The organism is Flavobacterium adhaerens (assembly GCF_040045115.1).
Classification (GTDB): Bacteria; Bacteroidota; Bacteroidia; order Flavobacteriales; family Flavobacteriaceae; genus Flavobacterium; species Flavobacterium adhaerens.
In genome coordinates this window covers 519875-544296 of the sequence record NZ_JBDLZX010000001.1, presented here as the reverse complement: position 1 = coordinate 544296, position 24422 = coordinate 519875, and the positions used below count along the sequence as shown (strand labels likewise).

Annotated in this window: 23 protein-coding genes and 1 other RNA gene; 10 read left to right on the top strand and 14 right to left on the bottom strand. The window is 32.5% G+C overall.

Features of this window, described 5'->3' with window-relative positions:
* Positions 1 to 348: 348 nt before the first annotated feature.
* Positions 349 to 2520 (bottom strand): family 43 glycosylhydrolase, encoded by a 2172-nt coding sequence (locus tag ABEB18_RS02325; protein WP_348797404.1) that lies wholly within the window; start codon positions 2518 to 2520, stop codon positions 349 to 351.
* 411 nt (positions 2521 to 2931) lie between these two features.
* Here ABEB18_RS02325 and ABEB18_RS02320 point away from each other — a divergent pair, with 411 nt between their 5' ends.
* Together ABEB18_RS02320 and ABEB18_RS02315 are read left to right on the top strand one after the other, a co-directional pair.
* A complete protein-coding gene (locus tag ABEB18_RS02320) occupies positions 2932 to 3312 on the top strand; it encodes an ankyrin repeat domain-containing protein (RefSeq protein WP_348797403.1) in 381 nt (126 codons plus the stop codon).
* A gap of 68 nt (positions 3313 to 3380) precedes the next feature.
* Positions 3381 to 3920: a hypothetical protein gene (locus ABEB18_RS02315; protein ID WP_348797402.1), complete on the top strand. Its 540-nt coding sequence runs from the start codon at positions 3381 to 3383 to the stop codon at positions 3918 to 3920.
* A gap of 63 nt (positions 3921 to 3983) precedes the next feature.
* On the opposite strand, the gene cydB is transcribed toward ABEB18_RS02315, so the two are convergent.
* The 3 genes from cydB to ABEB18_RS02300 form a co-directional block, all read right to left on the bottom strand.
* A complete protein-coding gene (gene cydB / locus ABEB18_RS02310; protein ID WP_348797400.1) occupies positions 3984 to 5021 on the bottom strand; it encodes a cytochrome d ubiquinol oxidase subunit II in 1038 nt (345 codons plus the stop codon).
* A 5-nt stretch (positions 5022 to 5026) separates the two neighbouring features.
* The gene (locus tag ABEB18_RS02305; RefSeq protein ID WP_348797399.1) at positions 5027 to 6379 is read right to left on the bottom strand and encodes a cytochrome ubiquinol oxidase subunit I; all 1353 of its coding nucleotides are present in this window, start codon (positions 6377 to 6379) and stop codon (positions 5027 to 5029) included.
* Positions 6380 to 6456: 77 nt separating this feature from the next.
* On the bottom strand, positions 6457 to 7545 hold the full coding sequence (locus tag ABEB18_RS02300; protein ID WP_348797398.1) for a M42 family metallopeptidase: 1089 nt from the start codon (positions 7543 to 7545) through the stop codon (positions 6457 to 6459).
* 84 nt (positions 7546 to 7629) lie between these two features.
* Here ABEB18_RS02300 and ABEB18_RS02295 point away from each other — a divergent pair, with 84 nt between their 5' ends.
* The gene (locus ABEB18_RS02295) at positions 7630 to 8289 is read left to right on the top strand and encodes a DUF4294 domain-containing protein (protein WP_348797397.1); all 660 of its coding nucleotides are present in this window, start codon (positions 7630 to 7632) and stop codon (positions 8287 to 8289) included.
* Between the two features lie 82 nt (positions 8290 to 8371).
* Here the strand turns inward: ABEB18_RS02295 and ABEB18_RS02290 are convergent, their stop codons facing one another.
* From ABEB18_RS02290 to holA, 3 genes are read right to left on the bottom strand one after another with little or no spacing between them, the layout of a single operon-like run.
* Complete coding sequence (locus tag ABEB18_RS02290; RefSeq protein ID WP_348797396.1) at positions 8372 to 8554, bottom strand: CAL67264 family membrane protein; 183 nt, start codon at positions 8552 to 8554, stop codon at positions 8372 to 8374.
* Between the two features lie 57 nt (positions 8555 to 8611).
* Positions 8612 to 10633, bottom strand: coding sequence for a type I pullulanase (gene pulA / locus ABEB18_RS02285; RefSeq protein WP_348797395.1), 2022 nt, complete (start codon positions 10631 to 10633; stop codon positions 8612 to 8614).
* 12 nt (positions 10634 to 10645) lie between these two features.
* Positions 10646 to 11650 carry a DNA polymerase III subunit delta gene (gene holA, locus ABEB18_RS02280; protein ID WP_348797394.1) on the bottom strand — a complete coding sequence of 335 codons (1005 nt, stop codon included), beginning with the start codon at positions 11648 to 11650 and terminating at the stop codon, positions 10646 to 10648.
* A gap of 87 nt (positions 11651 to 11737) precedes the next feature.
* Here holA and ABEB18_RS02275 point away from each other — a divergent pair, with 87 nt between their 5' ends.
* The 3 genes from ABEB18_RS02275 (at position 11738) to ABEB18_RS02265 (ending at position 14154) form a co-directional block, all read left to right on the top strand.
* On the top strand, positions 11738 to 12187 hold the full coding sequence (locus tag ABEB18_RS02275) for a type I restriction enzyme HsdR N-terminal domain-containing protein (protein WP_348797393.1): 450 nt from the start codon (positions 11738 to 11740) through the stop codon (positions 12185 to 12187).
* 43 nt (positions 12188 to 12230) lie between these two features.
* Positions 12231 to 13226 (top strand): glycosyltransferase family 2 protein, encoded by a 996-nt coding sequence (locus ABEB18_RS02270; RefSeq protein WP_348797392.1) that lies wholly within the window; start codon positions 12231 to 12233, stop codon positions 13224 to 13226.
* 70 nt (positions 13227 to 13296) lie between these two features.
* Positions 13297 to 14154, top strand: coding sequence for an OmpA/MotB family protein (locus tag ABEB18_RS02265; protein ID WP_348797391.1), 858 nt, complete (start codon positions 13297 to 13299; stop codon positions 14152 to 14154).
* A 162-nt stretch (positions 14155 to 14316) separates the two neighbouring features.
* Here ABEB18_RS02265 and ABEB18_RS02260 read toward each other — a convergent pair whose 3' ends face one another.
* The 4 genes from ABEB18_RS02260 to clpB all read right to left on the bottom strand — a co-directional run bounded on the left by ABEB18_RS02260 (position 14317) and on the right by clpB (position 19124).
* The gene (locus ABEB18_RS02260) at positions 14317 to 14553 is read right to left on the bottom strand and encodes a hypothetical protein (RefSeq protein ID WP_348797390.1); all 237 of its coding nucleotides are present in this window, start codon (positions 14551 to 14553) and stop codon (positions 14317 to 14319) included.
* Positions 14554 to 14752: 199 nt separating this feature from the next.
* Positions 14753 to 15631 carry a DUF808 domain-containing protein gene (locus ABEB18_RS02255; protein ID WP_348797388.1) on the bottom strand — a complete coding sequence of 293 codons (879 nt, stop codon included), beginning with the start codon at positions 15629 to 15631 and terminating at the stop codon, positions 14753 to 14755.
* A 182-nt stretch (positions 15632 to 15813) separates the two neighbouring features.
* Complete coding sequence (locus ABEB18_RS02250) at positions 15814 to 16413, bottom strand: nitroreductase family protein (RefSeq protein WP_348797386.1); 600 nt, start codon at positions 16411 to 16413, stop codon at positions 15814 to 15816.
* A 107-nt stretch (positions 16414 to 16520) separates the two neighbouring features.
* A complete protein-coding gene (gene clpB / locus ABEB18_RS02245; RefSeq protein WP_348797385.1) occupies positions 16521 to 19124 on the bottom strand; it encodes an ATP-dependent chaperone ClpB in 2604 nt (867 codons plus the stop codon).
* A gap of 151 nt (positions 19125 to 19275) precedes the next feature.
* Between clpB and ytxJ the strand changes: the two genes are divergently transcribed.
* Positions 19276 to 19656 carry a bacillithiol system redox-active protein YtxJ gene (gene ytxJ / locus ABEB18_RS02240; RefSeq protein ID WP_348797384.1) on the top strand — a complete coding sequence of 127 codons (381 nt, stop codon included), beginning with the start codon at positions 19276 to 19278 and terminating at the stop codon, positions 19654 to 19656.
* 85 nt (positions 19657 to 19741) lie between these two features.
* Here the strand turns inward: ytxJ and ABEB18_RS02235 are convergent, their stop codons facing one another.
* Positions 19742 to 20935, bottom strand: coding sequence for a hypothetical protein (locus ABEB18_RS02235; RefSeq protein WP_348797382.1), 1194 nt, complete (start codon positions 20933 to 20935; stop codon positions 19742 to 19744).
* Positions 20919 to 21917, bottom strand: coding sequence for a DUF2157 domain-containing protein (locus ABEB18_RS02230; RefSeq protein ID WP_348797380.1), 999 nt, complete (start codon positions 21915 to 21917; stop codon positions 20919 to 20921). The genes ABEB18_RS02235 and ABEB18_RS02230 overlap by 17 nt, the downstream gene beginning before the upstream one ends.
* Before the next feature lie 161 nt (positions 21918 to 22078).
* Between ABEB18_RS02230 and ABEB18_RS02225 the strand changes: the two genes are divergently transcribed.
* Entirely contained in the window at positions 22079 to 22708 is a 630-nt protein-coding gene (locus ABEB18_RS02225) for a hypothetical protein (protein ID WP_348797379.1), read from the top strand.
* 17 nt (positions 22709 to 22725) lie between these two features.
* Here the strand turns inward: ABEB18_RS02225 and ABEB18_RS02220 are convergent, their stop codons facing one another.
* Positions 22726 to 23022, bottom strand: a complete 297-nt coding sequence (locus tag ABEB18_RS02220) for a hypothetical protein (RefSeq protein ID WP_348797378.1) — start codon at positions 23020 to 23022, stop codon at positions 22726 to 22728.
* A 119-nt stretch (positions 23023 to 23141) separates the two neighbouring features.
* Here ABEB18_RS02220 and rnpB point away from each other — a divergent pair.
* Positions 23142 to 23472, top strand: an RNA gene (gene rnpB / locus ABEB18_RS02215) — RNase P RNA component class A.
* 25 nt (positions 23473 to 23497) lie between these two features.
* The gene (locus tag ABEB18_RS02210) at positions 23498 to 24370 is read left to right on the top strand and encodes a cupin-like domain-containing protein (protein ID WP_348797376.1); all 873 of its coding nucleotides are present in this window, start codon (positions 23498 to 23500) and stop codon (positions 24368 to 24370) included.
* Positions 24371 to 24422 lie beyond the last annotated feature (52 nt).

The following is a 24422-nucleotide window of genomic DNA, read 5'->3' as shown; positions in this document are numbered from 1 at the left end:
AAAACGAAATTATAACGAACTTATAAAAAAGAGATAGTATTGTTAAATAGTTATAAAGTATTGATTGTTAATGGTTTGATTTTGTTTTTGGTATGGTATTTGAACCGCTGATGACAATAACATTGATCTAAAAACTTTGAAAAGTTGTGATTATTTTCATAGTTTGATTACGGTTGGTTAGTTAATAAAGTAAAGAATCAATGTTGTTTTAATTACAATTAGTTTTAAGATGCTCCATTAGGGGCATCTTTTTTTGAGGACATAAAGGATAAAAAAATTTTTTGTTTTTTTGCAAAAAAAAGCAGTTTTAGAAAACTAAAACTGCCTAGATTGTAAAAATTATTTTTGCTAATTATTTTTGTCTTCACTCAGTGACCAACTAAAACATGCTCCTCCTTTTCTGTCAGGTCTTGCTCCTTTTGCATTTGCAAAGCACAAGCTTGTAGCATTTGGATCTACGTTTAAATAGCGATGATTAGCTAATGACATTAACATAATATCGCCTTTAAGCATGTCTTCCCATTGAAAAGTTGATGCTTCTCCTTGGTCTTTTGCTTCAATTCGGACTTCGCCTAAACCTCCATCACCTTTAATAGTAACAAAACCACCAGTAGCTACAGATTGTAATGCAATTCGGCCATTGCCACGATCTAATACTCTAAATTGGCTGGCTTTGTCTTCGGTAAATTTACTATTTGCTTCTACTGGACGAACAAAATTTCTCCAACCGACCAAAACAGTTGCATCGGCTAGACTTGTAAGTGTGATGGTTTTATTATAGGGAATGGGTTTGGTAAGCCCTTTTGCACGAGGTTCTAAAACTTCAAATGAATTAAAATCAGCATAACCACCTTCGTTTCCTTTTGTATTGAAATTGAATAAGGTATAACGAATTCCTTGGAAAGTTCTCAATTGGTAAGGCATTACGATTGCTCCGCCAATTTGTTCAAAATTAATACCATCAAAACTATAACTTAGATAGCCTAGGTCTTTATCAAAATTACAATATGCTCTAAGCCAAATGGTTTTTTTGTTTGTCGCAATATCAATTTTCTTGTCTTCTTGTTGATTGTAGAATTGTAAAAAATGCTCTTTTTTATTTTTTACAACCCCAATCCAAGCATAAGGTAAGTTCAATAGTGCTAGTCCAGCGATGTCTCCTTCTTGAAGTTTTGCAATATCAACTTCGGTAGTAGCATATGATTCAGGTCCCATTGCTCTTTGCGTCAATGAATTTTTGGCTTCCCAAAAGCTTTTAGCAGGAAGTGAGTGCAAACGCAAGTAACCTTTTCGTTCTTTCAAAGACCATTTACTCTCTACTGGAACATGATTCCATTGCCAAGCATTTTTTAAAGTAGAGGAATTGAAATCATCATCGTGGTCAAAAGTAGCTTTTCGTTCACTAGAAAATCCCGTATTTGGTTTTACCCAAGTTCTTGGGGAACGTGTCAGGTTTCCTTCTAATCCGAAGTATGGCCAACCGTCTTTCCATGTTACAGGTGAAAGATTCGTTATTCTACCAATTGAGTTATAATCCATCATTGACCATCCCCACCATTCGCCAGTTTGAGTTTGCACAATTCCGCCTTGATGCATTGGAGTACAACCCGCATAATTTTCTGGATAGGTTGTTATTGGAAACGGTGGGCCTTTTCTAGTGTCTATAACTCTTGGTCCCTGACCCACACCAAAGTTTTCCTCTACACTCATATTGTTTACTTCATACGGACCATAAGGATTATCAGCACGAAGACAAACTTGATAGCATATAGGGTCATAATTAGTGTTGGTGATATAATACTTGCCATTTATTTTATAAATATGACTTCCTTCACCAGCACCACTGCCAGCAGGAATTATTACTTTTTCTGATCCTGGTACAATATCCATTAGGTCATCGGTAAGTTGTACCATTTTGACTTCATTGTATCCAGATACTGCATAAATTTTTCCATCATCATCAAAAAGAACAGTCAAATCATGCAAATCTGCTCTCATGACTTGGTGTTTCCAAGGACCTGCAGGGTTTGTTGCTGAATAAATCTGTGTCCCATGTCCGTTTACATTCGAAAAAATGTAAAAAGTTCCCTTATTGTATCGAATACAAGGAGCCCAAATACCTTGACCGTAAAAATCACGACCGTTTTCTAGCCTTGCTTCTGGACCAACATTTATTCGTTCTGCAGCATAGGTGAGTAGTTTCCAGTTTACAAGATCTTTTGAATGAAGTACTGGTAAACCGGGCATGGTATGCATAGTTGTCCCTGTTAAATAATAATCATCTCCAACACGAATCAAGTCTGGATCAGAGAATTCTTCGTAGAATAGAGGGTTGGTAAAAGTTCCGTTTCCATTATCTGATATCCAAGTGTCTTTATAGGATTCTGGAACAGGTTGTACTAATTGCTGAGAATAGCCATGGCTAACAAAAAGAGTCATTAAGGTAAAAAGAGTGTTCTTTACAATCTTTTGGTACAATTTTCTTTTTCTTAATCGGTTTGTTTTTTGATTGTTTGTCATTTCAATTCTAACTTAAATTAAATAGATTTTTCAAATCTCGTTCTTATTTTTTGGATTACAAAAAGAAAAGTGTAAAAAATACACTAAAAAATATTTTATTTCTACTATGTCAGTAAAACCTCTCTAAATTGATGTGCTATATTATTTTTTTAATTCACAAAAATTATATAATAGTGTATGAATTAGGTTGATAATTCTTTTTTAACTTCTAATTGTTTAGTCGTGTGTGATGAGCTGTTGTTTGTTTAAGTTTTTTGTAACTAGTAGTTTATGTGTTGTAAGTTTTGATTCTTATTGTTAATAAAAAGTTAAATAATAGTACTATGTGATACATATTACCTTTTAAAAGGTATATCTTTGTATAAGATATTATTATATCAAATAACAATCATCAATCAAAAATCAAACATTATGAAAAAATCAATCATTTATTTAGGAGTTGCATTAATCACAACTGCAAATGTAAGCTTGGCATCAAATACAAGTTTTTGTGTCAATAATTTAGAAAATATCAAAAATTACGATGATATTTCGCCATTGAATATCGCTATTAGTAAAGGTGATATTGTGTCAGTTAAAAAATTTTTAGATTACGGTTCGGATGTTAATGAAAAATCTAATGGATTGACTCCTTTGATGTACGCAGCCCGTTACAATAAAGTCGAAATCATCAAACTGTTATTGTCAAAAGGAGCTCGTCTGAATGAGAAAGATGAAAAAGGATTTACAGCTTTAAAACATGCAGAAATTTCCAATGCAACAGAAGCAGCCCAATTTTTGAAACAACAATAATAGTAAGAAAGAGCTACTTTACATGAAGTAGCTCTTTTTTAGATAGTAATTTAAAAAAAAAAACAATTATGAAAAATTCAGTTTTAATTATAGGAATTGTTATAGCGTTGTCATCTAATATTTGTTTGGCAATGCATATAGATAGTTTGTCATTGAAGGTTTTTCAAAAAACTATTCTTTCAAATGATACTCTCAAAACACAATCTGGAGGAGATGATATTGATGAAAACATTTTACCTTCGGATGAAATAGAAATTTTTTACCCAGAAACGGTCATTCAGTATCAACCAATAGCTATAGAAGATGTAATTTATGAAGGGGATAAAATAACCGAAAATACTGTTTCAGACGAATTGGAGTTTATGTTTTATGAAGAATCGATGAGACAAATTATAACACAATCCGAATTGATTATTGATAGTTCTGTTTCAAATGCTGTTTTTCCACTTTTTAGTGAAAGAACAATACATGACGAAATAACCGATCTGGAATTGATTATTGAAAGTGAACAAAGGAACAATGAACATCCTTTAGATTTTAAAATTATCAATAGAAAACCATCACTTAGTCATTCACTTGCTACGGAAAAAATGGTAAATATGGATTAGAGGTTAGGGAAATTTGAAAAAAAAAAGCATCACTATGAAGCGCATAATGATGCTTTTTTTTGTTTAATAACTGGTGTCATCCAGTTTTACTTTTCCGTTGAATGTTTTATATAAAAAGAAAAAGTAAGCAATAAGTAGGGGAGCACCGATGGCTACAATTGTTAGCATTATTCCTAATGATTTCTGAGAAGATGCCGCATTGTAAATGGTTACATTGAACTTGGGATCAATTGTAGAAATTAATAATGTTGGGTACAAATGCAAGGCTACTAAAATCAATAAAAAAGACATAGTTAGTGATGAGAACACCAAGGCCAACATATATCTTTCTTTTGAAACGAGTCTTGGAACATTGGCTACAGCCAAAAATGAAATTACAGGTACAATAAAATAAATGGGGTTGGCTCTAAAGTTCTCAGTTACTTCTGGAATAAAAATTAAAGTATATAAAGTTGTGATTCCAAAACTGATGATAAAGAATATCATTCCTTTTTGCAGTAAAAAGGTTAATCTTAAATGTAATCTTCCTTCGGTTTTTAATAAAAGATAAATAGCACCTTGAGTCATAAAAATGGATAAAGTTGTAAAACCAACCATTATGGCATAAGGATTTAAAAAATAGAAGAAACTTTCGTCTTGAAAACTAAAATTGGGTCCCAAAGCAAAGCCTTGCAAAATATTGGCCAAAATAATTCCGAGCAAAAAAGCAATCAATGTGCTAGAAACACAGTAAGTGATGTCCCAACTTTTTCTCCACCATGTCATTTCTTCGATGCTTCTAAATTTGATAGCAGCTGCTCGGAGTACATTTAGCATCAAAAAAAGCATAAAAGGAACATACATTGCCGACAACATTGTTGCGTACATAACCGGAAAACCAGCAAATAATGCTCCACCACCAATAATTAACCAAACTTGATTCGCATCCCAAACTGGTGCTATTGCATTTATGGCAATTCTTCTGCTCAAATCTTTTCTAAAAAATAAATGCCATGCACCAGCACCAAAATCAAAACCTTCTAAAATGGCATAACCTGAAAATAATAACCCGATTACCAAATACCATAATGTTGGATAGTCTATACCTAAAAAAGTTTCCATAAATATTAAAAAGTTTTAAAGGTTACAGTTGTTTGCGAATCATCATAAGGACCGTGTTTTATTTTTTTATTAATAGAATACAGAAATAAAACAAAAAGTAGAGAATATACAATTGTGAAAATAATCAGTGAAAACACAATTTGATTGGCAGATACTTCTTGAGAAAAAGCATCGCTAGTTCGTAAGTGACCATAAACAACCCATGGTTGTCTTCCCATTTCGGCGGCAAACCAACCGGCTTGATTGGCAATTTGAGGTAAAATCACCGAAAATGAAAATAGCCACATGAGCCATTTTGTTTCAAATAATTTACCTTTTTTCCATAAATAACTAGCGTATAATGTTAATCCGATTAAAGCCATTCCTATAGCTATCATAATATGATAAAACTGAAAAACAGCATTAACCTGACTAGGTCTGTCTTCAACAGGAAAATCATTTAATCCTTTTACTGGCGCATCAAAATCTTGATGCAATAAGAAAGATAAACCACCCGGAATGTCAATTCCTGTTACGGTTTGTTTTTCTTTATCAACCCAACCCACAAGATATAGGTCAGCTGCTTTGTTTTTTTCAAAATGGCCTTCCATAGCGGCTAATTTGGCAGGTTGGTTTACAGCAACCCCATCAGCACTACTATGTCCAGAAATTAGTTGTGTTAGAGAGAAAATGGTTGCTACTGTTAAGGAAATTTTGAACGCTTTTTGAGATATTTCTACATAACGTCCTTTTCTAATATAATAGGCATGCACGCTTAACACCAAAAAAGCTCCAGCCAAAATTGCACCTTGCCAAGTATGTATGATTCTATCGACACTTGAAGGATTGAAAACCATAGCCCAAAAATCGGTTACTTCTGCTCGGGCATTTAATCCTTCGCCTACAATATGGTATCCTGCTGGTGTTTGTTGCCATGAGTTTGCTACAACTATCCAAACTGCCGAAAACATAGAGCCCAAAAATACTCCTAAAGCCGAAATGAAATGAACCCAAGGCTTTACACGATTCCATCCAAAAAGTAATATCCCTAAAAATGTACTTTCTAGACCAAAAGCAAACAGTCCTTCTGCAGCCAATGCACTTCCGAAAATATCGCCCACATAACGCGAATAAACAGCCCAGTTGGTACCAAACTCAAACTCCATTATAATTCCAGTGGCGACTCCAATTCCAAATGTTACGGCAAATATTTTGATCCAAAAACGAGTCAGAATTTCGTAATCTTTATTTCCAGTTTTAAGATAAAGGCCTTCCATGATTACCATTATCAATCCAATCCCAATACTAAGAGGAGGATAGATGTAATGAAAAGCTATGGTAAAGGCAAATTGTATTCGAGAGAGTATTTCTACATCCATGGGGGTAATTTTTTAAGTCTGTGTAAATTTACAACAGTATCAAAAAAAAAGCACCATTTATATGGCGCTTATTTTGATTATTTGAAATAGGAAAAAGTTTCTTTGTTTTCTATTTTAAGCAAAGTTTCATAAATCAGCTTGATAACATTTTCTACGTCTTCGCGGTGTACCATTTCGACTGTAGTATGCATGTAACGCAATGGGAGCGAAATCAGTGCCGAAGCAACTCCTCCATTACTATAAGCAAACGCATCAGTATCAGTTCCAGTAGCACGTGAAGTAGCATGACGTTGAAAAGGAATATTTTTTTCTTCGGCTGTATCAACAATCAAATCTCGTAATTTATTTTGTACTGCAGGAGCATAAGCTACCACAGGGCCTTTACCCATTTTTAGATCACCTTCTACTTTTTTGTCAATCATTGGGGTTGTCGTATCGTGACAAACATCTGTAACAATTGCTACGTTGGGTTTGATGTTTTGTGTAATCATTTCGGCACCCCTAAGACCAATTTCTTCTTGAACTGAGTTGACAATGTATAAACCGAAAGGAAGCTTTTTGTTGTTTTCTTTTAATAAACGAGCAACTTCGGCAATCATGAATCCTCCCATTCTGTTATCTATTGCACGGCAAACAAATTTATTTTCGTTCATAATCATAAACTCGTCAGGATATGTAATAACACAACCTACATGAACTCCCATTGCTTCAACCTCTTCTTTGGTTTCGCAACCCAAATCAATAAAGATGTTACTAATTTTTGGAGTTTCTTCCTTGTCACGCATTCTAGTATGTATGGCTGGCCATCCAAAAACCCCTTTTACAATTCCTTTTTTGGTGTGGATATTTACTCTTTTGGAAGGAGCAATTAAATGATCTGAACCACCATTACGAATGACATAAACTAAACCATCATCTGTAATATAATTAACATACCAAGCAATTTCGTCGGCATGACCTTCTATGACCACTTTGTAAGGTGCGTCTGGGTTTATAACTCCTACAGCAGTTCCGTAAGTGTCTGTTATAAAAGTGTCAACATAAGGTTTTAGATAATCCATCCAAATCTTTTGGCCTTCACTTTCATAGCCTGTTGGAGAGGCATTGTTTAAATATTTTTCTAAAAAAGCTATCGATGAAGTATTCAGTATTTTTTCGGTATTCATAGTAAATTTATTTTTGGCTAATTTAAAAATTTGTCTTTGATAGTTCTATATTTAATGTATATTTTTGTTCAAAAATATTCATCTATGAAACATTATAAAATATTGTTTTTCTTCTTTTTTATTACTATTTCATTGTATGCTCAAGTGCCTCAAAAAGAGGGTGTTCCTATGGGATACATACTTACTGAAGCCGATAGTATTTTTGGGGATACAATTGTCTTACCAGAATTGGTAATCGACACTCATCCAATGAGTGAGGAAGATAAAAAGCAATTTTTATTACTTCAAAGAAGAGTGTATGCTACTTATCCGTATGCCAGAATTGCTGCTGAACGATTAACCGCATTAAATAGAGGTATGGATAAATTTAGTAATAATAGAGATAAGAAAAGATATTTCAAAATTGTAGAAGATTACTTGACCAACGAGTTTGAAGCACGCTTGAAAAAACTTTCCAAAAAACAAGGGCAAATTTTGGTGAAATTGATTGATAGGCAAACAGGATCTTCGACTTATGATTTAATTAAAAATCTTAAAAGTGGCTGGAAAGCCTTTTGGTCTAATACTACTGCTGGTGTTTTTAATATTGATTTAAAAATGAAATACCGCCCTTTTGAAGTCAATGAGGATTATTTGATAGAAACTATATTGGTTAGAGGTTTTGAATCTGGAAGACTTCGCAAACAAGATGCTGCTAAACCAATCGATTACGAAAAACTAGACGAAACTTGGGTCAAAAAATAATACAAACTTTTTTAGTTAAAATCTCTTGATAATATTCAGGAGATTTTTTTGCCTGTGTTATTTTTTGATTTTTACAGGAATATTAAACTCGTCCTTTTAAAGAGTTGAAAACCCAAGCAATCGCCCAAAATCCAATGCCAACCGTTGCAAATCCCCAACCCGAAACATCTCTGTATTTAAAGAATCCCAGACCAATTAACAAGAATCCCATAAAAACCATTATAAAAGTAGCCCAGCCTAAAATTGTATTTTTATTCATTCCCATAATAGTAAAATTTGTGTTGAAGACTGTAAATATCGGGATTTTTTTGGTTTAAAATTATCAATCTTGATATAAGATTACAGCGCTTCTAGCAGGAATTACAACCGGTTGATTTTTTAAGGTTGTTATACCGTTTGTATTGATTATATCGCCATTGCAAACCATTTTCCAAGTCCCTTCCAAAATTTGTTCGGTTTCTTTTGAATCTCCATTAAAATAAACTCTAATGTTTTTCCAACGATCTCCATTTGCGTAATTTTTTAACGTATATCCAATAAGTAGCGGTGAATCAGTTGGTAGAAACTCTAAATGTTCTTGAATCATCTTTTCTGTTGCCATTTTGAATGCTGGATGATTTTTGCGCAGCTCAAGAAGATTTTTATAATATTGAAATAAGTTGTTGTTTTCGTGTTTCCAATTCCAATCTATTTTGTTGATGCTGTCGGGTGACTTATAGGAATTTTCAACTCCACTTTTGGTACGCTTCATATCAACTCCCATATGTAAAAATGGAATGCTTTGCGAGGTTAAAATGATTGTATTAGCCAATTTACCCATTTGCACTAATTCTTTTTCAGTAGCATTCGGATTAGCAATTTTCAATTTATCATACAAGGTGTTATTGTCGTGACATGAAACGTAACCAATTACTTTTGTTGGGGAATCCGAATAAGGAAATTGTGCATACCCTCTTTTGGAATCATAATTGATTTGCGGATGATTTGTAGCTGCTACAATTCCGAATTGTAGTACATCTTTATAATTTGGATTTCCACTTACAAACCCTTTTTCAGTAACATTAGACCAATGTCCTTTTGTAGCATCTCTTATATCGTCAGAAAAAACGGCAATTTTGTTTAGTTTTTTTACATTGTTCTTTAGAGCTCTTTTTTCAATCGGTAACGGAGAATCTCCTGCTGTCCAACCTTCACCATAAAGAAAAATGGTAGGGTCAATTTTTTTAAGTTCTGCCGAAATGATATTCATGGTTTCGATATCATGTATTCCCATTAAATCAAACCGAAATCCATCAATATGGTATTCTTTAACCCAATATTTTAGGGATTCAAGCATAAATTGTCTAGCCATAATTCGGTCAGAGGCAAATTCATTTCCGCAGGCTGATGCATCTGAACGTTTTCCGTCGGGCCAAGCTCTATAATAATAGCCTGGTACCAATTGATCAAAAATATCGGTTGTGCTAGTATGGTTGTAAACCACATCCATAACCAGACGAATGTTGGCTTTGTGTAAGGCTAAAATCATTTCTTTATATTCGATCATTCGTACCAAACCATCGTAAGGATTTGTTGAATAGGAACCTTCTAAAGCATTGTAATTCTGAGGATCGTATCCCCAGTTATATTGATTTTTGTCTAGAGTGGATTCGTCAATTGTTTTATAATCAAAAACAGGAAGTAAGTGTAGATGAGTTATACCTAATTCTTTTAAATGGTCTAATCCAGTGGTTTCTCCAAAAGTATTTTTGGTGTTTTCCTCTGTAAATCCAAGAAATTTTCCTTTATTCTTTATCCCAGAAGATGCATCTATTGAAAAATCTCGAATATGAGCTTCATATACTACAATGTCTGAAATCGATTTTAGTTCAGGTTGTTGATCTGTACTCCAATTTTTAGGGTTGGTTAGATTTGGGTCAAAAATCAAACCACGATTTCCATTTACACCCACTCCTTTTGCATAGGGATCTGGCATTTCTTTAGACCATTTTCCATCAAAATATTTTACCTGAAGGCTGTAATAAGTATTGTGGTAATTCCCTTTAAGAATAATTTTCCAAACTCCAGTTTTAGTATCGTAATCTAGGTTTTCTTCGAATATTGATTTTCCTCCATTTCCTTTTGCATAAAGATGTATTTTGGCTTCCTGTACATTAGGACTCCATAATTTTAAAACAGTTTTATCTTTAGAATATGAAATTCCCAAATCATCCTTCAAATAAACTGGATAAGCATCAAAAGAGCTGTATTGTATTGTGTTTATTTTAGGATTTTGTGCCATGGCAAAATGTAGGATAAACAGTAGTGCAATCGAAAAATTTCGTTTGTTAGAAAGATAAAACATTTTAAAAATATTTTAGTTAAAAATTTTATAGAGCATTTCGCGTAACAAATCAGCCTGAGACAAATTATTTGCGCCAACTCCTTTGCTTTTTATATCGGTGTCTCTTAATGCGCTAACAATTTGACTTACTTTTCGCATCGGATAATTTTTGATAGCCACATCATAATCTTTCATAAAGTAAGGATTTACACCTAATACTGCAGCTGCGTTTTTGGGATTTTTGTCTTTTAGTCCGTGATATTTCAGGAGTTGCACAAAAAAACCAAAAACCAAACCTGTAGTCATAACCAATGGATTATCTTTTGGATTATGGGCAAAGTTTTCTGCTATTTTATAAGCTTTTAGCTGATCGCGTTCTCCTATTGCTTTTCGCAATTCGAATACATTATAATCTTTACTAAAACCAATATTTTCTTCAATATCTTTGGCTGAAATTGTACTGCCTGTTGGTAAAATGATTTGCAGTTTTTCTAATTCGTTATTGATTTTGCTTAAATCAGTTCCTAGAAATTCAACCAGCATTGCCGAAGCTTTGGGCTCAATAGCATATTTCTTTCCCGATAATACTCGTTTGATCCAATCACCAACTTGATTTTCGTATAATTTTTTACTTTCAAAAACAATTCCGTTTTTAGCTAAGAGTTTGGTTGTTTTTTTTCGTTTATCAAGTGTTTTATATTTGTAGCAAAAAACCAAAACAGTTGTTGGCATTGGGTTTTCTGCATAATTTTCAATCTTGTCTATAGTTCTGGAGAGTTCTTGAGCTTCTTTTATAATTACAACTTGTCGATCTGCCATCATAGGATAACGTTTGGCTGTTGAAACAACATCTTCGATAGTTATATCTCTTCCGTATAAAACAGTTTGATTGAAACCTTTTTCTTCTTCAGATAAAACATTGGCTTCAATATATTCGGAAAGTTTATCAATGTAATAAGGTTCTTCGCCCATCAAAAAATAAATAGGTTTGATGTTTCCTCCTTTAATATCATTTACAATTTTTATTACTTCGTCCATTTTTTATGATTCCGATTTAAAAAATTAAAGTTCTAAGCAGGAAACTTGAAGCTTTAAACTTCAAACTAAATTATCTATTTTCGCATAATGCAAAAACTTAACTTTTCTCCTTATACTTTCCGTTTCAAAAATAGCGAAAATAAAATATCTATTTTTGATACTATTCGTAAAAAATTCATCATCCTTACCCCAGAAGAATGGGTTCGCCAACATGTAGTGCAATTTTTATTAGAGGAAAAAAAATATCCTAAATCATTAATTAATGTTGAAAAAGTTCTTCATGTCAACGGATTGAGAAAACGTTACGATATTGTGGTTTTTAATTCAGATGGTTCTATATTTATTTTGATTGAATGTAAAGCGCCTGAGGTTAAAATATCACAAGCAACTTTTGATCAAATTGCACAATACAATATGACCCTCAAAGCTCAATATTTGATGGTTACCAATGGGCTAAATCATTATTTTTGCCAAATGGATTTTGAAAACGAAAGATATGATTTTTTACGTGAGTTGCCTGATTATTCTAACGAGTAGAAAGTCCTAAATAAGTTGATTTTGAATTTTTAAATAATTTTCCTTGAAAAAAATAGCTGTAGTAATATTAAATTGGAATGGTGAGAAATTGTTAGAGCAGTTTTTGCCTTCTGTAGTTCAATTTTCACCAGAAGCAACTGTTTATATAGCGGATAATGCTTCAACAGACGACTCAATTTCGTTTGTGAAAGAAAATTATCCGACTATAAAAATTGTGCAAAATGATACTAACAGTGGTTTTGCTGGGGGCTATAATGAAGCCTTGCAATATATTGATGCAGATATTTATGCACTTGTAAACTCGGACATCGAAGTTACTGAAAATTGGTTAAGTCCAATTATTGCTACTTTTGATAATGAGCCTGATACTGCTATAATTCAGCCCAAGATTTTAGATTTTAAGAAAAAAGAATATTTTGAATATGCAGGAGCAGCTGGCGGTTTTATTGATAAATATGGGTATCCATTTTGTAGAGGACGTATTTTTGATACTTTAGAAAAAGATAACGGTCAATATAATGATCGTACCGAAATTTTTTGGGCTTCTGGAGCTTGTTTTTTTATAAGAAGTAAAGTATATAAAGAATTGAAAGGTTTTGACGAAGATTTTTTTGCTCATCAGGAAGAGATTGATTTGTGTTGGAGAGTTCTTAATAGAGGGTATAAAATAAAATACAATTCTAATTCAGTCGTTTATCATGTTGGGGGAGCAACATTGCAACAATCTAATCCACAAAAAACATTTTTAAATTTTCGAAATTCTTTATTAATGTTAACCAAAAATTTACCACAAAATAAACTTTTCTCCGTTATTTTTATACGTTTAGTTTTGGATGGTATCGCCGGATTGAAATTTGTGTTCTCAAGTCAATTTGCTCATTGTTGGGTTATTGTACGAGCACATTTTTCTTTTTATCGATTATTTTTTAAAAATTATAAAAAAAGAGAAAAAAATCAGGTAAAAACATACTTTAAAACCAAAAGCATCGTTTATGGTTATTATGTTAAAAGTGGCACAGTTTTTGGTAACTACATTTAACAATTATTAACAGTTAAAATTAACTTTAAAAACTAACTTTGTAAAACACGTTTAATTTAAATTACAATCTATGAAAAAAATAATGGTAACTCTAGCGGCTTTAGCGCTTCTTACTTCATGTGTATCGAAAAAACAATATGCGGCACTAGAAGCTAAAAATAAAGAAACACAAGATTTATTAAATACTTGTACAGTAAAATTAAATTCTTGCTTAGAAGAAAAAGCTGGTCTTAAAGCTACTGTAGATGGATTGAAAGAAACAAATCAACACTTGATTTCTACTTCAAAAGATATGACAATACTTTCTACAAAAGGAGCAGAAAATATTGAAAAAGCTTTAGAGTCTATTAAAGAAAAAGATTTGAAAATTAGTAGAATGCAAGACGCTCTGACTAAAAAAGACAGTGTTACTCTTGCTGTGGTTACAAGTTTGAAATCTGTTGTAGGAATGGATGATCAAGACATCGAAATCAACGTTGATAAAGGTGTTGTTTTTATCTCTATTTCTGATAAAATGTTATTCAAAAGCGGTAGCTATGAGGTAAGCGATAAAGCTAAAGGAGTTTTGGCTAAAGTTGCTAAAGTTGTAAATGACAAACCTGATTTTGAATGTATGGTTGAAGGGCATACCGATACAGATTTATTAAAAGGAAATTCTTGTTTAGTTGATAACTGGGATTTGAGTGTAAAACGTTCTACATCTATTATCCGTATTTTATCTAAAGATTTAGGTGTAAATCCAGCACAATTAATCGCAGCAGGTAGAAGTTCTTATGTGCCTTTGGTTGCAAATGACACGCCAGAAAATAAGGCTAAAAACAGAAGAACACGTATCTATGTAATGCCAAAAATCGATCAATTCTACGATATGGTTGAAAAAGAAATGAAAAAACCTGGATCAACTACTTCAGCACCAGTTCAAAAATAATCAGATTTGAACCTGTACAAAAAAGCGCTTCGGTTATCGAAGCGCTTTTTTTATGCTGTATTCTGAAATTTAGATTTGATTACAATTCTTAATTGATTCTAAAAGTCCTTTTTGTTAGTGGCCACTTTGTATTTCAACTTCTTAATTAGTGAAATACTATTATTAATGTAAGTTGAAAGGGTTTTGATTGTTGATTTTTACAGTTTCTTTTGCGGCAATAGTAAAGTCATTCTGGCTTTTGGCTTCGAAAGTAAAAAACCATTTTATGTATTCTCCTAAAAAGATAATAAAATCATAAACAGCATCATAAAGCGATGCAAAGAAAACAATAACAAAATCATACAGAGAAGCAAAAAAATCAATAAAGATGTTTACTAGAGATGTTTTTTTATTTTTCATAGATAATTTATTTTCTTGTTAATATTAGGTTTAAACTTTAAAAGTCAATTGTAATTATTTTTTACTCTAATTGAGTTCTGTTAAATATAGTTAAAATATACCATTAAATCGGCAAAACATATAAAAAATATTTTTACGTAAGAAATTTAAATCATTTTATATTTTCTTTTTTATCTATGATTTTCTGTTTTTTTTAATGTTAATGAGTGTTATTTTTTCTAAAAACTTTTTTGAAAATAGTGACAACTACTAAAACAATAGATCCAATTATAAGCCCGATAATAAAGTCTTTGATAAATGATGGAATTTGTGGGAACAAATGATGTAAAAAATCGATATTATGTACAAATATCCCCCCAGCAACAAGTAATAAAGCAATAGTACCAATAACGGCTAAACTTTTAATAACTTTTGGAAGTGCTTGTACCAATAAAGTTCCAATTGTTTTCAAAAGACTATTTTCTTTTTTGCTATACTTAATTAATTTGTAACCAGCTTCGTCCATTCTGACAATAATAGCAACAATTCCGTAAACTCCTATAGTTGCCAATAAAGCAATTATAGATACTACAGCTATTTGTGATGAAAGAGGTTTTCCTATTACAGTACCTAGTGCTATAATTACAATTTCTACAGATAATATAAAATCGGTTATGATTGCAGATTTTATTTTGTCTTTTTCAAGAGCTAGTATTTCTTCTTCAGTATATTCTTTAAAATCGGTTTTGGTTTCGGAATGTTCGTGAGGAAAAAAATACTCGAATATTTTTTCAGCTCCTTCATAAGCTAAAAATAGTCCTCCAAGTACCAAAATTATTTTGACAGCCAAAGGCGAAAACGCACTTAATAAAAAGGCAATTGGCAAGATAATTATTTTATTGATTAGTGACCCTTTGCCAATAGCCCATAATACAGGAAGTTCTCTAGAAGAGGCGAAGCCTGAAGCTTTTTCGGCATTTACAGCCAAATCGTCCCCTAAAATTCCTGCAGTTTTTTTTGCTGCCACTTTACTCATTACTGCCACATCATCCATTAATGCTGCGATATCGTCTAATAGTACGAAGAAACCTGATGCCATTATAATTGTTTTAGAACTCTATTGTATTGATGTTATTCAATATTTTGTGAGTTTGTTAGTTAATGTTATGATTGCTAATCTACGCTTTTTGAATTGATTATATGAAGCTCAAAACCTCAAAAAGTCATTTATTTTGCTCTGGAACTCAAAATTATTTTTCTTGTTTTTGTAAGTTGTTGGTCTCAAATGGTTTCGATGATATTTTCAAGTAATCTTCTTGATTTTGGCGTTGCTTCAATTCGGTTAAAATCGTCTTTAGAACCATAACCAACAGCTATTGCAAATAAGGGTTGGTAAGCGGAAAGGTTTAGAATCGATTTGTATTTGTCAGTTTCTATGCCTTCCATTGGAGTTGAATCTAATTCTAATGCTGCACAAGCTGTTAAGCCTACTCCTAAGGCTATGTAAAGTTGTTTTGATAGCCATGTTTTTAAATCTGATTCGGGCATACTCGCTCTAATTTTATTGAACCAATCTCTACGGGCTTGTGGTAATTCGGTATTGACTACTTCTTGAAAAGCATCTAAATCATCAGCAACGCTAAATACAATTAACAATGGTGCTTGATTTACTTTTTCTTCATTGTGCATAGAAACCGAAGCTAATTGTGTTTTGATTTTAGGATTTTGTACAAACGTAAATTTCCAAGGTTGGATATTGATTGAAGAAGGAGTGAGGCGCAAAATTTCTTTGAGTTGGTCTATTTTTTCCTGAGGAATTCCCTTATTGGGGTCGTATTGTTTTGCGGTATATCGGTTTTGTATTAATTCAAGAATATTCATTTTTTTATTTTTAAGATTGATTCGAAAATTCAAAGTTAAGTTAATAATTTAGGTAAAAAAAAACACCAGTCGTTTGACTGGTGTTTTTGTGTGATTTTGAATTGAAATTAATTAGTACTCTCCGTTTGGTTTCTGAATACCAATTCTCCATCAAATGAATCCAATAAAATTATACTATCTGTTTTGATATTTCCAGCTAGAATTTCTTTAGAAAGTTTATTTAGAACTTCTCTTTGGATAACTCTTTTTACAGGTCTAGCTCCAAATTGAGGATCATAGCCTTTATCAGATAAATATGTTATGGCTTCTGGAGTTGCATCCATTGTAATACCTTGTTGACCAAGCATCTTAGTAACCGATTTCAATTGTAAGCCTACAATTTGTTCAATATTAGCGTTTGTTAATGGCGTAAACATTACAATTTCGTCAATACGATTGATGAATTCAGGTCTAACAGTTTGTTTTAATAATCCTAAAACTTCAACTTTAGCTGCTTCAGTAGCAGCTTCAATTCCGCCTTTAAGATTCTCGAATTTCTCCTGAATAATATGACTTCCCATATTTGAGGTCATGATGATAATGGTGTTTTTGAAATCAGCCAAACGTCCTTTGTTGTCTGTTAAACGTCCTTCGTCTAATACTTGTAATAAAATATTGAACGTATCGGGATGTGCTTTTTCAATTTCGTCTAACAGAATAACAGAATACGGCTTTCTACGTACAGCTTCGGTCAATTGACCGCTTTCGTCATAACCCACATAACCAGGAGGTGCACCAACCAATCTGCTTACGCTGTGGCGTTCTTGGTATTCACTCATGTCGATTCGAGTCATAGCATTTTCGTCATCAAATAGGTATTCGGCTAATGCTTTTGCCAATTCGGTTTTACCTACACCTGTAGTTCCTAAAAATAGGAATGAACCAACTGGTTTTCGCATGTCTTGTAATCCGGCACGACTTCTGCGAACCGCATCACTCACGGCTTCAATTGCCTCTTCTTGACCAACGACTCTTCGGTGCAATTCTTCTTCAAGATGCAAGAGTTTTTCTCTTTCACCTTGTAGCATTTTGGTAACAGGAATTCCAGTCCATTTTGCAACTACTTCGGCAATATCTTCACGAGTAACTTCTTCTTTTATCAAAGAGCTTTTAGATTGATTTTCGGCCAATTGTTTTTGGAATGCGTCTAATCGTTCTTGAGCTTCTTTTGTTTTTCCGTAACGGATTTCAGCCACTTTACCATAATCACCTTCACGCTCGGCACGTTCGGCTTCGTGTTTGAGGTTCTCAATCTCGATTTTAACCGCTTGAATGTTATCAACTACATCTTTTTCCGATTTCCATTTGCTAAAAATATCATTTCGCTCTTCTTTCAAATTAGCCAAATCCATTCCTAGAATTTTAATCTTACTTTCGTCTTTTTCACGTTTGATGGCTTCTATCTCAATTTCTAATTGCATGATTTTTCGATCCAAAACATCTAATTCTTCAGGTTTTGAATTGATTTCCATACGGATTTTTGAAGCGGCTTCATCCATCAAATCGATAGCTTTATCTGGAAGAAAGCGATTCGTGATATAGCGTTGCGATAATTCTACCGAAGCAATAATGGCGTCATCTTTGATTTGCACTTTATGATGTGTTTCATATTTTTCCTTAATTCCACGAAGAATAGAAATCGCACTTTCGGTGTCTGGTTCGTCAATTAGTACTTTTTGGAAACGACGCTCTAAGGCTTTGTCTTTTTCAAAATATTTTTGATATTCATCTAATGTGGTAGCACCAATGGCACGCAATTCACCACGAGCCAATGCAGGTTTTAGGATATTAGCAGCATCCATTGCGCCCTCTCCACCACCAGCACCAACGAGTGTGTGAATTTCATCAATAAAAAGTACAATGTCTCCATCGGCGGTAGTAACTTCTTTAACAACTGCTTTTAGACGTTCTTCAAATTCTCCTTTGTATTTGGCACCTGCAATCAAGGCTCCCATATCTAATGAAAAAACGATTTTATCTTTTAGGTTTTCGGGAACGTCGCCATCTACGATTCGGTGTGCTAAACCTTCGGCGATGGCGGTTTTACCAACACCAGGTTCACCCACCAACATCGGGTTGTTTTTGGTTCTACGAGTTAGAATTTGTAAAACTCTTCTAATTTCGTCATCACGTCCGATAACAGGATCTAATTTTCCGGTTCGAGCTAATTCGTTTAAATTTTTAGCATATTTATTTAATGAATTATAAGTTTCTTCGGCAGATGCAGAGGTAACTCGCTCACCTTTGCGTAACTCTTCGATTGCGGCTTTAAGTCCTTTTCCTGTTACACCTTGATCTTTTAATATTTGTGCAACTTTGCTTTTGGAGTCAAATATTGCTAATATTAAATGTTCGATAGAGACGTATTCATCGTTCATTTTTTTGGCAATAATTTCGGCTTCGTTCAAAGCTGTATTTGCCGTTCTGGAAAGTTGAATATCGCCTCCAGTTACTTTAGGGAAGCTTTGAATTGTTGCGTCTAGAATTTGGCGAAATAAAGGTATATTGACATTGAGTTTTTTTAGGATAAATGGAGCTACATTTTCGTCAATTTCAAGTATTGCTTTGAAAATATGCTCGTTTTCTATTTGTTGTTGCCCCAAACTCTGAACCAATTGCTGAGAAAGCTGAATGGCTTCCTGGGATTTAATTGTAAATTTATTTATGTTCATGATTAAAGGTTTTATGTTTTTTTAAATGGTTTAATAACTAACTTTGCATGAGAATAACAAATCGTATTCCATTATAAAAATACAGACTTTTTGGCGTTATTTTTTTAATTTTCAAAAAGATAAATGACAAATTGACATAAAAACAGACAAAATGAGTATATTTAGTACTATTTTTGGAAATTCTAATTCCAATAAAACAAACGAAACTACTAATTGGTTACCATTATCTTATTTGGGACAATTGGATGAAATTGTAGCATATTCTAATCAAAAACCTGTTGTGATTTTTAAACACAGTACACGTTGTAGTATAAGTCGTTTTGCATTAAAGCAGTTCGAAAGAGAATTTGATTTTGGGGTAGATACTTATTTTCTAGATTTATTAGAACATAGAGATATTTCAAATGAAATCGCAACACGTTTTAAGGTTCAGCATCAGTCACCTCAAATAATATTGATTAAAGACGGGAAATCAGTTTATGATGCTTCTCATAGTGACATTAATGCTGCAGTATTGATGAGTAAGATTTAATACGCTTTTATTTATAGTAATCAAATTCGCAGATTTTAGTTTGTTTTTACTAATGATCTGCGAATTTGTGATAAGTTTTAATAGATTAAAAATCTCCTGACGAACCCCCACCGCTAAAACCTCCACCACCAAATTTTATTGGAGAATCTTCTACAGGTACTTCAGGTTTTAATCCAAATTGAGTTGCTGTTACCAGAACTTGTAGGTTAGCAAAAGCATTGGGGTCAGTAAGTTTATCGGCTTTAAAAGTAATGCCAGTTTCGTTGTGTTTGGTTTTTTTGATAGCCACATACGTAAATGCAAAAAGTGCTAATCCTCCAAGGGTTAGGGCAAATTCAGCTGGTAATACATGATAGTAGTTTCTGAAACTGAAAAATGAAAAAGAAAGACAAAGAAAACCAATCCAAAGCATCATCCTATCTTTGTTTTTTACAGAAAAGACTAAATAAAGTACAGGAATAATAAAAGTAAATCCCCAAAATAGTAATGAAAACGGAATTTCTTTGCTTTCAACTTCTCCCGAAAGAGAAGCATTCAATTCTCTTACTACATAATAATTTCCTGCAAGATACGAGAGGATTAGAAAGTAACCTTTGGCAAGTTTTAATCCCCTGAAATAATAAGGTAAATTTAAATTTTCTAATTTTTTACTGCAAAGAAAATAGCTCACAAAAGCAAATAGCATCAGTACAAATGGCAGAATGGATTGCCCAATTATAAGATTTTCAAATACGAAAAATGCTATACTTGCCGTAAGGCCAATGCATGCTAGTAATGCCAGTATCAAGTTGAGATAACGCAGGTATGTTATTGTTGAAACGATTGCCATTACTATGAAAATTAGCAAATAATTAGTTTCATTATTGTGTTCGAATGAGATTCCAATATTGGTTAGAAGAAGTCCAATAGCTCCCAGAATAAATGCATCATCTACACCAAAGCCAAAATAACCCATTTTTGAAGCCATTATTTCCTTGATTGCAAATCCAATTAGGGCTAATAGAAAAAGAAAGTGAATGTATTGATTGTAGTCTAATCCTATTTCTTCCAGAATAACAACTCCAAAAAAAGACAAAAAGCTATTGATAGAAGTATATAATATAGTGCCAAGTATAAAAAAACCAATTCGGAAAAAGATATTGTCTTGCGTTTTTAGTTTTGGTAATTGGTAGTCCAAAAGTTTGTATTGTTCTAAACTAATAAATCCAGATTTTTTTAATTTATGTGCGGTTTTGTATATATAGGTATTATCTAAAAGCGTTTTATCGTATGCTATCATCGTTAATTTTTTGGTTGAAATTTTTAGTCAATTTTATAAATCCCAATATGGAAAAAATAAAGTAAAATGGTGTCACAAAGATTAATAGTTCGAAAAAATCAAAAATTCCGATGAAAGTTAACAGCCTGACCGAAAATATATTCATTCCGATATAGCCATACAAAATTGTAAAAATGAATAAGAAAACGGAACGTGTTTGAAAACTTAAATTATAAAAATAATAGGTTGCAGCTGCTAGAATCAAACCAAAAGGAAACCAATAATATTCGCATAGATTAACTAAACAAGCCATTCCTATCAAGTGTACTGAAAACATGAGAAAAACTAAATTGAAATGTTTCTTTAAGTTGATTTTGTTGCTATATAAAGACCATATTAATAATGCTACACCAAAACCTAGACCAATGTAGCTTAAAGTAGTGTTGTAGAATATTTCGTTTTCAAAATAATGTTTTGGATCTACCGAAAGCCCTAAATAACCAGCCATTCCGGTTATTCCAATTGATAAAACACTTTTGTTATCAAAATAATAAGCACAAAAAAGACTAATTAGAGTAGGGATTAATGTAGCTAAACCATAATGAGTTCCGAAAGTTTGATATTGAAATTGCAAATAAGCTACAAATGTGCAACTTAATATAACGGCTGTAATTACCAAATTATCGTGTAAAGGATTTTCAAATGAAACCAATTCTTTGTTGAAGCCTTTGTGTTTTTTAAAACTAAAATAGAAACAACTAACAATCATAAGGAATAACAATCCCAACAGTATGGTATGTCCAATTGTATCGATGTTTTGATAAATTAAAATTCCGACACCAGTTGTAAACATTACTATTGATAAGTACAATAAAAATTTTAATTCGTTATGTACCGAAAACAGATTCAGACTTCGATATGTACGAACAGTTTCATATTGTTCTTTTGTAATGTGATTTTTTTCAAAAAGCGTTTGAGTTGCTTTTTCGTCAAAATTTACCATGATTTGCAGGTTAGATATTTTTCAAATATATACAATTTTTAGTACTAAATTGTTATTTCATCTTTTGCTTGCGAAATTTTGAAAAATCTAATTAGAAAAATGATAATCACATTGTTTTAGCCAAAACAATACTGTAAATTGCAAGTTGTAAATTTTGCAAAATGAAAGATTTAAAAAAATATTCCAATAAAACAAAAGCTGCATTTGTGCTTGTGATAGTAATGGTTATTATTTTATTGAATAATTTCAATACGCTTAATAATTCCAAAAAAACAAATGAAAATATCAATGCTATATATAATGATCGATTGGTAGTTGAGCAATATATTTTTCAATATGCCAATGAACTTCATTCTATAAAAGTGAATGCCATTCAGTCACAAGCAACCAATAATCAAAAACACGACGAAATTTTAATTGCGTTAACGACTATTGAGAATTTGAACGAGTTGTATTTGAAGACGGTTTTAACTTCAAAAGAGAAACTTTATTTTGATTCGTTTATGTTGACTTGCAAAAGGGTTGAGGGTTTTAATAAATCTAATAATTGGAGTCAAATTGTAAAAAGTTGTAATGATGCTTTACAAATTTTAAAAAAATTATCACAACTTCAGATCTCGGAAGCAAAATCAAAATTGGATTATTCAAATGCGATATATTATGGGAATATCAGTATTGGAGAGCTTGAAATAGCCTTGTTGGTAGTGCTTTGCGGTATTACAACGTATTTGTTGATGGCTAAAAAAAATAAAATCAAAGTAAAGATTCCTGATCCACCAAGTATGAATTAATTTTTTGGACAACCAATTTAATCGTGGTTTTTTAGGGATAAATTTTCTAAAAACACAGCTGCTTTAGAGCTAGAATTGGCTGAAAATCCTGAAACAAAAACGCCATTATCACCAGAGATTGATTTAATTCCGTAAACGATTGCTTCTTCGTCTGGGTCAGAATCACCTTCGTATCGATATATATGAACGATGCTGTAGTTTTCGGGATTTGTAATTATTAATTCGTGGTGCTGATTGAAATCATGACTAAAACCATTTTTTTTCAAATCTGTTAAAGCTTCTAAAACTGTGGTGTAGTGATAAGTTGGTTTCATAATCTTTAGGTTTTTTATGAATTTTATAAAGGTAATTATTTTATTTTTAATCGTTTACGAAATGAGTGTTAAAGAAAATAACATCTCTTGTTAAGTAATGATTAAAATTGTAGATTTGCTCTGCAGACCGCCTTATCGCTGTTCGCTACGGCGGAGAGAGGAAAGTCCGGACACCATAGAGAAGCATAGCGGGTAACACCCGTCGGTTCCAGCCTGATAGTTATTAGGATTGGGATTAGGACAAGTGCAACAGAAAGTATGTACAGGTAATGCTGTAGTGAAACCAGGTAAACTCTATGCGGTGAAATATCAAGTATATCAGTATTTAAGGGTTTCTCGTCCGTTGCTGAAGGGTAGATAGCTTGAGTCTTGGAGTAATTCAAGATCTAGATAAATGATAAGGCTCCGATTTATCGGAGACAGAATCCGGCTTATAGGTCTGCTTTTTTATTTTCAAATTTATTCTGTCAAAAAAATGAAATTGAATTTAGTTGAGATCCCCCGTGTTGAAACCATTACCAAGCAAGATTTTTACAACAATTATGTAAAAAGGCAAAAACCAGTCGTTATTGAGAAACTTACAACAGATTGGCCTGCTTATGAAAAATGGAATTTAGAGTACATCAAACAAGTAGCAGGTGATAAGGTTGTGCCTCTCTACGATGACAGACCTGTTTCGCATAAAGATGGTTTTAATGAAGCTCATGCTAAAATGAAAATGAGTGATTACATCGATTTGCTGCAAAAGAAACCCACAAATTATCGTATTTTTTTATACAATTTGATGAACGAAGTGGCTGTGCTTCAAAATGATTTCAAATGGCCTAAAATTGGGCTTCGATTAGTCAAACAATTGCCGATGCTTTTTTTTGGCGGCGAAAACTCAAAGGTTTTTATGCATTTTGATATTGATTATTCTAATATTTTGCATTTTCATTTTCATGGGAAAAAACAATGTGTTTTGTTCCCGCCATCCGAAACACCTTATTTGTATAAAGTTCCTCATTCGTTAATTTCTAGAGAAGATATAGATTTTGATAATCCTGATTTCGAAAAATGGCCTGCTTTAAAAAACGCCAAAGGAATGATTTGTAATTTAAATCACGGCGAAATGTTATACATGCCCGAAGGGTATTGGCATTATATGAAATATGAAACTCCAGGATTTTCTATGAGCCTACGAGCATTTCCTAGAAAGATCAATAATTTAGGAAAAGCTTTTTTTAATGTGTTTGTTATGAGACATTACGATGTTATGATGCGCAAATGGAAAGGACAGGATTGGATTGATTATAAAAATGAAAGAGCTATAATTGATACTCATAAAAAGATGAAGGAAATGATATAGTATGAGTTTGAAAACAAAAATTAAAGCTATACTGTTGAGTTAAAAAAAAGTA